Source organism: Novosphingobium sp. SL115 (assembly GCF_026672515.1).
GTDB lineage: Bacteria > Pseudomonadota > Alphaproteobacteria > Sphingomonadales > Sphingomonadaceae > Novosphingobium.
This window is the reverse complement of sequence record NZ_JAPPRG010000002.1, coordinates 910,029-923,704: the sequence shown is the minus strand read 5'-3', so window position 1 is coordinate 923,704 and position 13,676 is coordinate 910,029. Positions and strand designations below refer to the sequence as shown.

Genomic DNA, 13,676 nt, shown 5'->3' with positions numbered 1-13,676 from the left:
AGACTTGCCTGTCAGCGCAGGCGCACGGGCATATACGTGGCAGGCTGGCCACGACGCTGAATGCGCAGCAGCACGGCTTCACGGTTCTCAGCCTTGGCCGTCCGCACGATCTTTTCAAGATCAGCAATCGTCGCAACCGTCACATAATTGGCCGACAGCACGATATCGCCACGCTGCAACCCCTTGGATGCGGCGTCCGACGAACCATCGACAGCAGTAATCACTACGCCTTTGGCATCTTCACCGGCACCCAACTGCCGCGCAATCTGCGGCGTCAGCGGAATGGCGGCAACGCCCAGCGTGTTTTCCAGCACGCCCGGCCCTTGCGGAGCCTGCTGCTTACCGCCGAACTGGTCACCATCCTGCTGCGCATCGGGATCAAAGGTCTGCTGCGCCAGCTCTTCCTCGCTGGGACGCTTGCCCACCACGGTCTGCACGGTCAGCCGCTGACCGTTGCGCAGCAGTTCGATGGGGATACGCTTGCCCGGCGTGGTATTGGCCACGATGAAGGACAGCGTCTGGTCCGGTGTCACATCCTTGCCGTCCACCTTGACCACCACGTCACCCGCCTGGATACCCGCCTTGGCCGCAGCTTGATTAGGTTCGACAGCCTGAATGAATTCGCCCCGGTTCTTGGGCAGGCCCAGCGATGCGGCAAGGTCTTCGGACAGTTGCTGGATGCGCACGCCCAGATAACCGCGATCGATCGACTGACCGGCACGCAGCTTGTCCACGATCGGCGCGGCGATTTCAGCCGGGATGGCAAACCCGATTCCCACCGATCCACCTGTGGGCGAGAAGATGGCATTGTTGATGCCGATCACATTGCCCGCCATGTCGAACATCGGACCGCCCGAATTGCCCCGGTTGATCGACGCATCGGTCTGCAGATAGCGGTCATAGGCAGAACCTGAACCCGTGGCGCGATAGACCGCCGAAACGATCCCCTGCGTCACCGTGCCGCCAAGGCCGAAGGGATTGCCGATGGCAATCACCCAGTCCCCTACGCGCGCCTTGCGCGAATCCCCGAACTTCACAAACGGAAGGGCCTTGGGCGCGCTGATCTTCAGCACGGCAAGGTCGGATGCGGCATCCTTGCCCACCAGCTTGGCCGGATATTCGGTGCCATCCGGCGTGGTAACGGTGATCGATTCGACCTCGCCCTGCCCGTCAGCCGTGATGACGTGATTGTTGGTGACCACGTAACCATCGGCAGAGATGATGAAGCCCGAACCCAGCGACTGTGCCTCGCGCGTTTGCGGGCCATTGCCACCGCCGCCGAACATGTCGGCAAAGGGCGTGCCGGCAAACGGGTTGTTGTTCTGCACCTTTACCCGCTGGCGGGTAGAGATGTTGACCACGGCGGGCTGAAGCTGCTCCGTCAGGTCGGCAAAGCTGGACGGCGCGCCCGCGCGCGGCACAACGCTCTGCATTTCGGAATGGTCGTTCTGCGCAACCTGCGCGCCTGCCGGAAAACCTGTTACCAGGGTCAGTGCGCTGCCAGCGAGCAGCAGCGCCGAAGTCACACCATAAGCATATCGCACGTGGCCTGGTCCTCTTTAATGGTCGATGCGCCGCAACAGGCGCCTTTGACTTCCCCCGCCGCCTGTTCACGCCGTTTTGCCTGAACGGACATTGAATGGCGACGTTCGCTTGCGTTCATAGCCCCGAAACAGCGCCGGGCTTACTTGCCCCGAAACTGCTTGAGGTATTCGTTATCAGGAGAAAGCACGACGGACGTACTCGATCCCTTCTGCGCGAAAGTTGCGTCATAACTCTGCATCGCGCGATAGAAATCGTAGAAGCTGGGGTCTTTGCCGAAACTGTCGGCATAAGTCTTGGCTGCCGTCGCCTCTGCTGTGGCGCGGATGATCTGCGCCTGCTTCTGCCCTTGTGCGCGGATCGTGGCCGCTTCCTGTTCGCGTGCGGTGGCCATGCGGGTAAAGGCTGAATCCAGCGGTGTGCCTTCGGGAAGGTCGGCCCGCTTGATCCGCACGTCGATGACCTGAGCACCATATTCGCGCGCTTCGCGGTCCAATCCCTGCCGGATCTGTTCCATTGCCTTGCCGCGATCAGCGGTCAGTAGTGATCCGAAGCTGCGCTTGCCCAGTTCCTGCCGCAGAGCCGAATTCATGATCGGCTGAAGCTGTTCGGCCACGCGCGCTGTCGTGCCCGCCGTCTGCACCATCCGCACCGGATCGATAATGCGGAACCGCGCAAAGGCATCCACTTCAAGGCGGCGCTGGTCCGCTGAAAGCACCTGCTGGCGCTCCATATCCAGATCGAGGATGCGCTTGTCCACCTCGACCACCTGTTCCATGAACGGGATGCGCCAGACGATGCCCGCTCCGGTCTGGCCGAAATCGGCATTGGGCTTGAAGCGGTTGATGACGCGATCGGGCTGGCCCAGTCGGACGACGACGGCCTGCGTCTTTTCATCCACCACTTTCAGGCAGCTTCCCGCCGCCACCAGCGCCACGCCTGCTGCGATGATCGCGACCTTGTGGTCATTCCACAGTGTTTGCAGGAAGGTCATGTCAGTTGCCCCCTTCCGGCTGCTTGGGCTGGGTACGCTTCATTTCGGGCAACGGCAGATAGGACTGCACGTTGTTCGATTCGAGAATGACCTTGTCGGTCTGGCTCAACACGCGCTCCATCGTTTCATAATACATGCGGCGGCGCGTGACTTCGGGCGACATCTTGTATTGTTCATACACCTTGTCGAATGCGGTCGCCTCACCCTGTGCGCGGGCGGTAAGCTGCTGTGCCCAGGCCTGCGCCCGGTTGATCTCGCTCTGCGCATCCTGCTGGGCGGCCAGCACACCCTTGAAGGCATCCACCACCTTGGCCGGGGGATCGGTCTTCTTGATGTCCACGCCCTGAATTGCCACGCCCGAACGATAGGCATCCAGCACCCGCTGCATGCGTTCGCGTACGTTCTGTTCAATCTGCTGACGGCCCGAGCCCATCGCGTCGTTCAGAGTCACTTCGGCAATCGACTGGCGCATCGCGGCTTCGGCCACTTCGCGCACGGTCTGGTCGGGATCGGCAAGCTGGAAGGAATAAAGCTTCAGATCCTTGATCGTCCAGCGCACCAGATAGGTCAGATCGACCAGATTCTGATCGCCCGTCAGCATCAGCTTCTCGCCATCGCCTTCGGGAATCGATTCGCGGCGGATTGATGTCACGTCGGTCACGCTGACCGACTGGATCGGCCACGGCATGGTCAGTGCCATGCCCGAATCCAGAGTGCGCGAATACGATCCGAACGTGGTGACTATGCCCTTTTCCTGAGGCGAAATGCGGTGGACCATTGATGAGCCGAGCCACATCGCCACGATCAGCGCGATACCCACCGGTGCCCACGATTTGCCATCAGGTCGCTGCGGCAGGCGCGGTATCTGCGGGCCGCGCGGACCGCCACCACCACCGCCTCCGGGACGGCCCTTGCCGCGTGCCTTGAAGATATCTTCGATGTTGGGACCGCGCCGCTGCGGATCGCCAGCCGATTGCGGCGGCAACCACGGATTGCGCGGGCCGTCGCTGGCAGGGGGTGGCGTGCCATCGCCGCCTTCACCGCCAGAACCCGAAGCAGGCGGTTCGTTCCCGCCCGATCCAGTTCCACCTGATCCGCCCCCCCAGGGGCTTTTCCTGCCGGTCATGAAAAGGCCCGTGTTCCGGCCCATTCGCCCAAACAGTCCTCGTGCGATCCATCCGCCCATTTCAGTCATGAGAAGTGTTATAGGAACGCTTTGCGCGAAAAACAGTGTCCTTTCCCCAAAATTCATCTGCTAGGGCACAAGCGAATGGTCCGTTCGCGACCGAAACAGGGAATTGACGTGAGCATCGAAGAACAGGCGCTGCGCGATGCGCTGAACACCGTGGCGGTAGACCGGCTGCAATCGCTGAAACTGGCCGATGGCACAGCCACGATCATGCTGGATGTGGGTGGGCTGGAACGGCTGGACCGGGACAAGCTGGAAATGGCCGTGCGTGATGCGGCGCGTAAGGCCGGCGTGGCCGAAGTGCGGCTGGGCATGACCGCCGAACGCAAGGCGCGGGTCATCATCGCAGTCGGATCGGGCAAGGGCGGCGTAGGCAAATCCACGCTTTCAGCCAATCTGGCGGTCGCCATGGCGCGCCTTGGCCGCAAGGTCGGGCTAGTCGATGCCGACATCTATGGCCCATCACAGCCACGCCTGCTGATGACCGAAGGCCGCAAGCCGGAAGCCGAAGGCAACAAGATGCACCCCATCGCGTCGCCCTATGGTGTGCCGATGCTGTCGATGGGCCATCTGGTCCAGCCGGGGCAGGCGATCGCATGGCGCGGGCCGATGGCGGGCAATGCGCTGGGCCAGTTGATCGATGCGCACTGGGGCGACACCGAAATCATCGTGGTCGATCTGCCACCCGGCACCGGCGACGTACAGTTGACCATGCTGGCCAAGCACAAACCGGCGGGCGCGGTGATCGTTTCCACCCCGCAGGATCTGGCGCTGATGGACGCCACCCGTGCCATCGGCCTGTTCGAACAGGGGCAGGTGCCGCTGATCGGCATGGTCGAGAATATGTCCGGCTATCTGTGCCCCCATTGCGGTGAGGAAAGCGATCCCTTCGGCTGCGGCGGCGCAGAAGCGGCGGCCAAGACCATGGGCCTGCCCTTCCTTGGCCGCGTTCCGCTCGACCTGTCGATCCGCCGCGACAGCGACGCGGGCAACCCGCCCGCTGCTGGTGACAGTCCGCAGGCCGAAGCCTTCCTGTCCATCGCGCGGGCCGTGCTCGCGTGGCTTGACGCAAAGCGCTGACGCCGATGCGGCTGACGCGGCGAGGGTTGCTGGTGGGCGCAGGCGTCGGCGGCGCGCTGCTGATCGCCTTTCCGCTGATCCCGCGCCGCCATGCCGTGCCGCTGCAGGCGGGCAAGGACGAACACGTCGTTGACGCCTTCCTTAAAGTGGGGCGGGCCAAAGGCGGCAAGGACTGCATACTGACCGTGGCGGTCCCGTTCTGCGAAATGGGACAGGGCATTACCACGCTGGTCGCGCAGATCGTGGCGGATGAAGCCGGGGCTGACTGGCGGCGTGTGGCGGTGGAAGCCGCGCCGATCAGCCCTGCTTATGCCGATGCAGTGCTGTCGGCACGCTGGGCGCCGCTGTGGATGCCCGCTTTCGCGTCGCTGGGCGAAGACCCCGGCGGCACGCTCGCACGTCTTCATGCCGAACGCGCGCCCTTGATGATGACGGCAGACGGCACCGCGCTTGCCGCATTCGAAGCTCCGTTGCGCGAAGCGGGCGCGGCCCTGCGCGCGATGATGGCGCAGGCCGCAGCAGACCGGTGGAACGTGGGCTGGGAAGAATGCATCGTGCGCGACGGCGTGGTCAGCCACAACAGGAATCACCTGTCTTTCGCGCAATTGCTCGACAGCGCGGTGGATTACGATCCGCCCTCGGTCCCTGTCCTGCGCTCAGAACCCCCGCGTGAACGCCCCGGCCAGTTCCCCGAAAGCGCGCCCGCCCGCCGCCCCCGGCTGGACCTTCCCGCCAAAGTCGACGGCAGCTTCACCTTCGCGGGCGACGTGCGCCTTCCCGACATGGTTTTCGTCGCCATCGCCCACGGCCCGCAAGGAGCCAGCCTGCTTACCAGCTATGACAAACAGGCCGCCGCCCGTGTGCGCGGCCTTGTCGGTGTGGTACGCGCCAAACGCTGGCTGGCTGCTGCCGCCACCACATGGCACGCAGCTGACAAGGCGGTGCGCGCCATGGAACCGCGCTTCAATGCCGATGGCCCCATTGCCGACAGCGAAAAGGTGCTGGTCGCCCTGGACACCGCGCTGACCAAGGGCAACGCCACGCGCCTCTGGGCCGAAGGCGATCCCGACGCCCTGCTGGAAAAGCCCGAACTTTCCGCCCGCTACGATGTGGAAGCGGCCTTCCATGCCCCGTTGGAAACCGCCAGCGCCACCGCCCGCCTGCGCCACGGCAAGCTGGAGCTGTGGCTGGCAACGCAAGCCCCCGAACAGGCCCGCCGCGCCGCCGCGCGCGCCGCTGGCCTGTCCCGCCATGATGTGATCGTCTATCCGATGCATGCTGGCGGCAGCTTCGATGCCCGGCTAGACACGCGCATCGCCGCCGAAGTCACCACCCTTGCCGTGACGTTGGCAAAGCCCGTTCAGCTTACCTATTCGCGCTGGCAGGAATCGCTGGCAAGCGCACCCCGCACGCCGGTTTCGGCCATGTTGGAGGGCGCGCTAAGTCCGGACAAGACCCGCGCGCTGGGCTGGCGCGCGCGGCTGGCTCTACCCGCCACCGCGCTCGAATCGGGCGCGCGCCTGCTGGATGGACAAGGCATCCGCGACGCGCTGGACCTTCAGGATCAGGCTGATCCGATGGCCTGCGAAGGCGCAATGCCGCTCTATCGCATTCCCGAAAAGGCGGTCGATCACGTCCCCGTCGCGCTGCCCCTGCCCACCGCGCGCTTTCGCGGGCAGGCCCACGGCTACACCGCGTTCTTCACCGAAAGTTTCGTCGATGAACTGGCGCACAAGGCGGGCAAGGAACCGCTGTCATTCCGCATCGGTATGCTTGAAGGCGAGCCGCGCCTTGTTGCATGCCTGTCCGGCGTGGCGCGGCTGGCACAGTGGGGCGGCGGGCTGGATGCATCGGGCCAAGGCATCGCCTGCCACCAGTTGACACTGACCACCACTGGCAAGATCACCCGCAAAGGCCTGATCGCGGTCGTCGCCACCGCCCGGCAGGAAGCAGGCGTGGTCCGCGTCGAACGCCTGTCCGCTTATGTCGATATCGGCCGCATCGTGAACATGGACATCGCTCGCCAGCAGATCGAAGGCGGGCTGATGTTCGGCCTTGCCCACGCCGTCGGCGGGTCCAGCGGCTACGCCAAAGGGCGGCCACTGGCCGGGCGCCTGTCACAACTTGGCCTGCCGCTGCTGGCCGATTGCCCCAAAGTCGATATTGCCTTTGCCGACAGCAACGAAGACCCGTTCGACCCCGGCGAACTGGGCATGGTGGCGGTCGCACCCGCCATTGCCAACGCGCTGTTTTCTGCCACGGGCGTGCGTTTCCGCCGCCTGCCCCTGATATCCGAAGGTCTTTGATGGAACGCCCTGCCGACCACCCCCAAATCCTCACCGGCAAGGTCGGCGTACTGCTGGTCAACCTCGGCACGCCCGATGCACCCGATGCGCCAGCGGTAAAGCGCTATCTCAAACAGTTCCTGTCAGATCGCCGGGTGGTGGAAATCCCCGCGCTGGTCTGGCAGCCAATCCTGCGCGGCATCATCCTCAACACCCGGCCCAAAAAGTCTGCTCACGCCTATGGTCAGGTCTGGACCGACGAAGGCTCCCCCCTTGCCGCGATCACCGCCGCGCAGGCCCGCGCGCTTCAGGCCCGGCTGGGCGATACGGCCATCGTCCGCCATGCCATGCGTTACCAGTCGCCCGCCATGGACAAGGAACTTGACGCGCTGCTGGCCATGGGTTGCGAACGCATCCTCATCGCTCCGCTCTACCCGCACTATTCGGGCGCAACCACGGCGTCGGCACTGGATGCCGTGGCCGACTGGATCAAGGCGCGCCGCCGCCTGCCCGCCCTGCGCACCCTGCCTGCCTATCACGATCATCCGGCCTATATCGCGGCGCTCCATACCGATCTTGCCCGCCAGATCGCCGCGCTCGATTTCACGCCCGATCTGCTCCTGCTCAGCTACCACGGCATGCCCGAACGCACGTTGCACTTGGGCGATCCCTATCACTGCCACTGCTACAAGACCTCGCGGCTGCTGACAGAACGCTTTGCCGCCAGCCACGCCGCCTTGCGTATCGAAACTTCATTCCAGTCGCGCTTTGGCAAGGCCAAGTGGCTGGAGCCGGCCACCGACGCCGTGTTGACCGCGCTGCCCAAGACCGATGTGCGCCGTGTTGCCATTGCCGCGCCGGGCTTCTCCGCCGATTGCCTTGAAACGCTGGAAGAGCTGGCCATTCGCGGGCGGGATGATTTCGTCGCCGCTGGCGGCACCCACTTTGCCGCGCTGGAATGCCTGAACGCGCGCGATACCGGCATGGACTTGATCGAAGCACTGGTCCGGCAGGAACTGGCCGGCTGGATATGATCCCTCTTGGCCTCTGCTGACAAGCGTGTTAATTGCCCGGTTAAATCACAATGCCGGGAGACATCATGGCCAGTATCGCGCCCGATCTGAAAGCCGATCTGCACACCGAGGGCGCGAATCCGCACTGGGTTCGCCTTGGCGGCGATCACAAGCTGGATCACATTCCCGGCGAAGATGGCTGGCCTGTGCTGGGCACCACGATGATGCAACTGGCCGATCCCTTGGGCTTCCAGCGGCGCATGGTCGAAACTTATGGTCCGGTGTTCCGCACGCGCAGCTTCGGGCGGCGCGGGGTGAACCTGATTGGCGCGGATGCCAACGAACTGGTGCTATTCGACCGGGACAAGCTGTTCTCCAACGAACAGGGCTGGGGTCCGGTGCTGAACCTGCTGTTCCCGCGCGGGCTGATGCTGATGGATTTCGACGCGCACCGGATTGATCGCCGTGCCCTGTCGATCGCGTTCAAGCCCGAACCGATGCGCGCCTATTGCAACGTGCTCAACACCGGCATCGCCACTGCGGTTGACCGCTGGGGCGGTCCCATGCGCTTTTACGACGCGATCAAGGCGCTGACCCTAGACACTGCCGCCGCCAGCTTCCTCGGCCTGCCCCTAGGGCCAGAGGCGGACGCGCTGAACAAGGCGTTTGTCGATATGGTGCAGGCCTCGGTCGGGGTTGTGCGCCGCCCGCTGCCTTTCACCAAGATGGGCAAGGGCGTTGCCGGACGCCGGTTAATGGTCGATTATTTCGGCAGGCTGGTGCGCGAACGCCGCGCCCATCCGGGGCAGGATATGTTCAGCCAGTTTGCGCTCGCCACTCGTGATGACGGTTCGCTCTTGCCCGAAGACGTGGTGGTCGATCACATGATCTTCCTGATGATGGCGGCACACGACACCATCACCAGTTCGGCCACGGTGCTGTTCTGGCAACTGGCGGAAAATCCCGGCTGGCAGGATCGCCTGCGTGCCGAAGCCCGCGCCGTGACCGGGGGCGATGGCCTGCCGCTTGCCTATGAAGACCTCGGTCGGATGGAACTAACCGAAATGGCCTTCAAGGAAGCGCTGCGCTTCATGCCGCCGGTGCCCAACATGCCGCGCCGGGCTTTGCGCGATTTCACCTTTGGCGGCTATCGCATTCCGGCAGGCACGCCTGTCGGCATCAGTCCCGCCGCCGTTCATGCCGATCCGGCGCACTGGCCCGATCCTGACCGATTCGATCCGCTGCGCTTCACATCAGATCAGGTCGCCGCGCGCCACAAATATGCCTGGGCGCCCTTTGGCGGCGGCGCGCACATGTGTCTTGGGCTGCACTTTGCCTATATGCAGGTAAAGCTGCTGGTCAGTCATATCCTGACACGGTATGAAGTGGTTCTGCAGCCCGGCCAGTCATCTGGATGGCAGGCTTGGCCCATTCCCAAACCGCGCGACGGTCTTCGTGTCGAGATGCGCCGAATCTGTTGACGATTCGCCGCCCGGTCGTTAAGGGCGCCGCTTTCCGGTGGTATATTCTGCCATCTGATGAGATTTCATGCGGTCCGTTATGTCGGCCCGCCAGAGGACGAGAAACAGGAAACCATGGCCAACACGCCGCAAGCCCGCAAGCGCATCCGCCGCAACGAAACTCGCGCCGCAATCAACGGCAACCGCCTTTCGCGCATCCGCACTTTCGTCAAGAAGGTCGAATCCGCACTGGCCGGTGGCGACAAGACGGAAGCTGCCGAAGCGCTCAAGGCTGCACAGCCTGAACTGGCTCGTGGCGTTGCCCGTGGCGTGCTCCACAAAAACACTGTCGCGCGCAAAATGTCGCGCCTGTCGAAGCGCGTTGCTGCGCTTTGATTCGCTGACCCGATTCGGCTGGGCCGCTCTTGATTGAGTGGTTCTACGGATCGATCAGGGCAAAATCACGAAAATGGCCGGCGGTGCTTTCGCCGGCCATTTTCGTTTCTGCTGCATCTTTATTGCACAGACGCGCCAGTTCGTAAGGACTTTGGCGCGATTGTGACATTGTGCAGTCGCAGCAAGTCACGGAAACTACGCGATTCGCATCGCCGATAAGTAAAAATCATTTCTTTTCAATATCTTGATGAATTCCTGCGGGCCTTGGCGAGTCAAGAGCATTTATTTCAGTTTTTTTGCTGCCACCCCGCTTGCGCAAGGGGCCTGTGGGCAAATAGACAGAGCGAACAGGCAGCGGGAATCACTGTCGCCTGTCGTCACGGAAATTGATTTGGACAGGACCGGCCACGCAACCAGCTTGGCCGGACGGGGTTTTTGTCTGCGCGCTATCCAGCGCGCGCAGGTTGGGCAGTCGGGGCAGCGCCGCGTGAAGATTGAAAATTTTGGCACTGGTTCAACCAGCGATTCTGCAATGTATCAGCCTGCGGGTGAAGCTTCCGACGTGCGCGGGAACACTTCCGCTCTCCTGCGTTCACCAGCACAGGCAGGTTCAGTTCAGGTAAGTCCGGTTCAGGCAGCACAAGCGCACACCGGGACGCAGGCCGATGACCGCAATACCACAGGCCGGAAAGGGCGAGACACGACCATGATAGAGGACCAGGAAGCGCTGGATCTGGCAGCAGACTGGGCCGACATCAGCCAGGGTTTGAAGAAAGACCTCGGCTCGCAGCTACATGCCCAGTGGATCAAACCGATTCAGCTCGGCTCGTTCTGCAAGGAAACCGGTACGCTCGACCTGTTCCTGCCCACCGAATTTTCGGCCAACTGGGTCGCTGATCGCTTTGCCGATCGCCTCAGCCTTGCATGGAAGATCGCTCGCTCCGAAGTGCGTCAGGTGCGCATCACCGTGCATCCGCGCCGTCGTTCCATGCCTGATCTGCGCGTAGGCGGCGAAGCTGCGGTGCCTGCACGGGTTCCAGCCCACATGGCATCGGCGCCGGTCATGGCGGATTCGGCGCTGTCGGGCCTCGACCCTTCGCTGACCTTTGCCGAATTCGTGTCGGGTTCGGCCAATGTGCTGGCGGTCAACGCGGCACAGCGCATGGCGGCGCTCGAATCGCCGCAGTTCTCGCCGCTCTACCTCAAAGGCTCGACCGGTCAGGGCAAGACCCACCTGTTGCACGCCATCGGCCACGCCTTTGCCGCCAACAAGCCCGGCGCGCGCATCTTCTACTGCTCGGCCGAACGCTTCATGATCGAATTCGTTCAGGCCATGCGCTCGAACGAGATGATCGAATTCAAGGCGCGCCTGCGCGGGTTCGACATGCTGCTGGTCGATGACATCCAGTTCATCATTGGCAAGGCCAGCACGCAGGAAGAATTCCTGCACACAATCGATGCGCTGATGAGCGCGGGCAAGCGTCTTGTCGTTGCCGCTGACCGTGCCCCGCAGGCACTGGATGGCGTTGAACAGCGCCTGCTTTCGCGCCTGTCGATGGGCCTTGTCGCCGATATCCAGCCTGCCGACATCGAACTGCGCCGCAAGATCCTCGAACATCGCCTTGCCCGTTTCGGCAACACGCAGGTTCCCGCTGATGTGGTCGAATTCCTTGCCCGCACGATCAACCGCAACGTGCGCGAACTGGTCGGCGGCCTGAACAAGCTGATCGCCTATGCCCAGCTCACCGGTCAGCCGGTGTCGCTGCAACTGGCCGAAGAACAGCTTACCGATATCCTCTCGGCCAACCGTCGCCGCATCACCATCGATGAAATCCAGCGCACGGTCTGCCAGTTCTACCGCGTCGACCGCACCGAAATGGCCAGCAAGCGCCGCGCCCGCGCGGTCGTCCGCCCGCGTCAGGTGGCGATGTATCTGGCCAAAGTGCTGACGCCCCGCTCCTACCCCGAAATCGGCCGCAAGTTCGGCGGGCGCGATCACTCCACCGTGATCCACGCCGTCCGCCTGATCGAAGAACTGCGCACCCGCGATGCCGACATGGACGGCGATGTGCGCACCCTGCTGCGCCAACTGGAAGACTGAACAGCCTGTCCACCGGATATGCCCGGTTTTGCCGGACTTATGCACAAACATGCCCCGAAGGTGAGCCATCTCGCCTTCGGAGCATTTTGCATCTAGATGCCCTACATGACTCCAGCGCCCATGACTCCTGACCGCCTCAACCGCTTTGCCCGCCACATCGTCCTTCCCGAAGTTGGCGCGGTGGGGCAAGCAAAGCTGGCGGCGGCCCATGTGGTGCTGGTTGGCATGGGCGGCGTAGGATCTCCCGCGCTGCAATATCTGGCGGGCGCTGGCGTCGGCAAACTGACGCTGATCGACGACGATGTGGTCGAAGCATCAAACCTGCAACGCCAGACCATCTATACCGAAGCGGACATCGGCACGCCCAAGGCGGAGGCCGCAGCGGCATGGGTGGCGCGCTTCGATCCGCTGCTGGAAGTCGACGCGCATGTCATCCGCATCGGGCAGGACAATGCCGCCGCGCTGATCGCCGGGGCCGATCTGGTGCTGGACGGATGCGACAACTTCGCCACGCGCCTTGCGGTGTCGGACGCAGCCGTCCAGACCGGGGTCGCGGTCGTTAGTGTCGCTTTAGGTCGCTTTCAGGGACAAGTGGCAAATTTCGCCGGACACCGCCCCGGACACGCCTGTTATCGCTGTTTTGTGGGCGATGCTTTCGACGCCGAAGATTGCGACACTTGCGCCGATCAGGGCGTGCTGGGGGCCATGGTAGGCACCATGGGCGCGTTTGGCGCCATGGCCGCACTGCGCGTGCTGCTGGAGGGTGTCAGCACGCTGGGCGACCCGCAATGGGGCCAGTTGCATGTGTTCGACGGATTGAAGCCCGGCCTGCGCACCATGCGCATCGCCAAAGACCCGGAATGCCGGGGCTGCAACAATTTAGCGCAATAATTCTTCCACCCATTCAGGCACGATCTGTGTCGCCGGGCCAAGCCGGGTTTCCTCGAACCAGGCAGAGCCTTGGGAACGCTCAAGATTCAGCTCCAGCGTCTGTAGTCCCAGTTCGCGCGCGGTGCGCACGAATCCCGCCGCCGGATAGACCGCGCCCGACGTGCCAATCGACACGAACAGGTCCGCCGCCGCCAGCGCCTGATAGATATCGTCCATGCGATAGGGCACTTCGCCAAACCACACGATATCAGGCCGCAGTGCCGCTTCGCCACAAGCAGGGCATGGCGGGCGGTGCAGCAGTGCCCCGACCCAGCGGTGCCGTTCATCACAAGCCCCGCACCACACGCTCAGGTGTTCGCCATGCATGTGCAAGACATTCAGCGCGCCGCCGCGTTCGTGCAGGTCGTCCACGTTCTGCGTGACGATCAGCACTTCGCCGCCGCCACTGCGCGCGGCCCATTCCCGGTCCAGACGTGCCAGCGCAATATGCGCGGCATTGGGTTCGCGCGTCTGGATCGCTTCGCGCCGCATGTCATAGAAGCGCAGCACCAGTTCGGGATCGCGGGCGAAGGCATCGGGCGTTGCAACATCCTCCACCCGGTGATTCTCCCACAGGCCGCCCGCCCCGCGAAAGGTGTCGATGCCGGATTCGGCGGAAATTCCCGCACCGGTAAGAATGACGATATTGCGTGGGCGTCTCATCCCGACCATGAAGCACGCCGGTA

At 63.5% G+C, this 13,676-nt stretch carries 11 protein-coding genes; 7 read left to right on the top strand and 4 right to left on the bottom strand.

Annotation, left to right across the window (positions count from 1 at the left end):
- Positions 1–11: 11 nt before the first annotated feature.
- The 3 genes from OVA07_RS05970 to hflK all read right to left on the bottom strand — a co-directional run bounded on the left by OVA07_RS05970 (position 12) and on the right by hflK (position 3,662).
- Positions 12–1,544, bottom strand: coding sequence for a Do family serine endopeptidase (locus OVA07_RS05970; protein WP_268170553.1), 1,533 nt, complete (start codon positions 1,542–1,544; stop codon positions 12–14).
- 140 nt (positions 1,545–1,684) lie between these two features.
- Positions 1,685–2,536 carry a protease modulator HflC gene (hflC, locus tag OVA07_RS05965; RefSeq protein WP_268170552.1) on the bottom strand — a complete coding sequence of 284 codons (852 nt, stop codon included), beginning with the start codon at positions 2,534–2,536 and terminating at the stop codon, positions 1,685–1,687.
- Position 2,537: 1 nt separating this feature from the next.
- Positions 2,538–3,662: a protease modulator HflK gene (hflK, locus tag OVA07_RS05960; RefSeq protein WP_268170551.1), complete on the bottom strand. Its 1,125-nt coding sequence runs from the start codon at positions 3,660–3,662 to the stop codon at positions 2,538–2,540.
- A gap of 375 nt (positions 3,663–4,037) precedes the next feature.
- Here hflK and OVA07_RS05955 point away from each other — a divergent pair, with 375 nt between their 5' ends.
- From OVA07_RS05955 to OVA07_RS05925, 7 genes are all read left to right on the top strand, one after another.
- Positions 4,038–4,805 (top strand): Mrp/NBP35 family ATP-binding protein, encoded by a 768-nt coding sequence (locus OVA07_RS05955; protein ID WP_268172626.1) that lies wholly within the window; start codon positions 4,038–4,040, stop codon positions 4,803–4,805.
- A 5-nt stretch (positions 4,806–4,810) separates the two neighbouring features.
- Positions 4,811–7,111 (top strand): xanthine dehydrogenase family protein molybdopterin-binding subunit, encoded by a 2,301-nt coding sequence (locus OVA07_RS05950; protein ID WP_268170550.1) that lies wholly within the window; start codon positions 4,811–4,813, stop codon positions 7,109–7,111.
- Positions 7,111–8,124, top strand: a complete 1,014-nt coding sequence (gene hemH / locus OVA07_RS05945; RefSeq protein WP_268170549.1) for a ferrochelatase — start codon at positions 7,111–7,113, stop codon at positions 8,122–8,124. The genes OVA07_RS05950 and hemH overlap by 1 nt, the downstream gene beginning before the upstream one ends.
- A 65-nt stretch (positions 8,125–8,189) precedes the next feature.
- Positions 8,190–9,584, top strand: a complete 1,395-nt coding sequence (locus OVA07_RS05940) for a cytochrome P450 (protein WP_268170548.1) — start codon at positions 8,190–8,192, stop codon at positions 9,582–9,584.
- Positions 9,585–9,698: 114 nt separating this feature from the next.
- Positions 9,699–9,959 carry a 30S ribosomal protein S20 gene (gene rpsT / locus OVA07_RS05935; RefSeq protein WP_268172625.1) on the top strand — a complete coding sequence of 87 codons (261 nt, stop codon included), beginning with the start codon at positions 9,699–9,701 and terminating at the stop codon, positions 9,957–9,959.
- Positions 9,960–10,665: 706 nt separating this feature from the next.
- Positions 10,666–12,060, top strand: coding sequence for a chromosomal replication initiator protein DnaA (gene dnaA, locus OVA07_RS05930; protein ID WP_268172624.1), 1,395 nt, complete (start codon positions 10,666–10,668; stop codon positions 12,058–12,060).
- A 120-nt stretch (positions 12,061–12,180) separates the two neighbouring features.
- Positions 12,181–12,951, top strand: a complete 771-nt coding sequence (locus tag OVA07_RS05925) for a HesA/MoeB/ThiF family protein (RefSeq protein WP_268170547.1) — start codon at positions 12,181–12,183, stop codon at positions 12,949–12,951.
- Here the strand turns inward: OVA07_RS05925 and OVA07_RS05920 are convergent.
- A complete protein-coding gene (locus OVA07_RS05920) occupies positions 12,940–13,653 on the bottom strand; it encodes an NAD-dependent deacylase (protein WP_268172623.1) in 714 nt (237 codons plus the stop codon). The two genes, OVA07_RS05925 and OVA07_RS05920, sit on opposite strands and share 12 nt — an antisense overlap.
- Positions 13,654–13,676 lie beyond the last annotated feature (23 nt).

What these genes read in the sequence shown, in the direction of transcription:
- OVA07_RS05955 (WP_268172626.1), top strand. Translation starts at nt 4,038, where the DNA reads ATGACCGCCGAACGCAAGGCGCGGGTCATCATCGCAGTCGGATCGGGC.
- hflK (WP_268170551.1), bottom strand. Translation starts at nt 3,662, where the DNA reads ATGACCGGCAGGAAAAGCCCCTGGGGGGGCGGATCAGGTGGAACTGGA.
- OVA07_RS05925 (WP_268170547.1), top strand. Translation starts at nt 12,181, where the DNA reads ATGACTCCTGACCGCCTCAACCGCTTTGCCCGCCACATCGTCCTTCCC.
- rpsT (WP_268172625.1), top strand. Translation starts at nt 9,699, where the DNA reads ATGGCCAACACGCCGCAAGCCCGCAAGCGCATCCGCCGCAACGAAACT.
- OVA07_RS05940 (WP_268170548.1), top strand. Translation starts at nt 8,190, where the DNA reads ATGGCCAGTATCGCGCCCGATCTGAAAGCCGATCTGCACACCGAGGGC.
- hflC (WP_268170552.1), bottom strand. Translation starts at nt 2,536, where the DNA reads ATGACCTTCCTGCAAACACTGTGGAATGACCACAAGGTCGCGATCATC.
- OVA07_RS05950 (WP_268170550.1), top strand. Translation starts at nt 4,811, where the DNA reads ATGCGGCTGACGCGGCGAGGGTTGCTGGTGGGCGCAGGCGTCGGCGGC.
- OVA07_RS05920 (WP_268172623.1), bottom strand. Translation starts at nt 13,653, where the DNA reads ATGAGACGCCCACGCAATATCGTCATTCTTACCGGTGCGGGAATTTCC.
- dnaA (WP_268172624.1), top strand. Translation starts at nt 10,666, where the DNA reads ATGATAGAGGACCAGGAAGCGCTGGATCTGGCAGCAGACTGGGCCGAC.
- hemH (WP_268170549.1), top strand. Translation starts at nt 7,111, where the DNA reads ATGGAACGCCCTGCCGACCACCCCCAAATCCTCACCGGCAAGGTCGGC.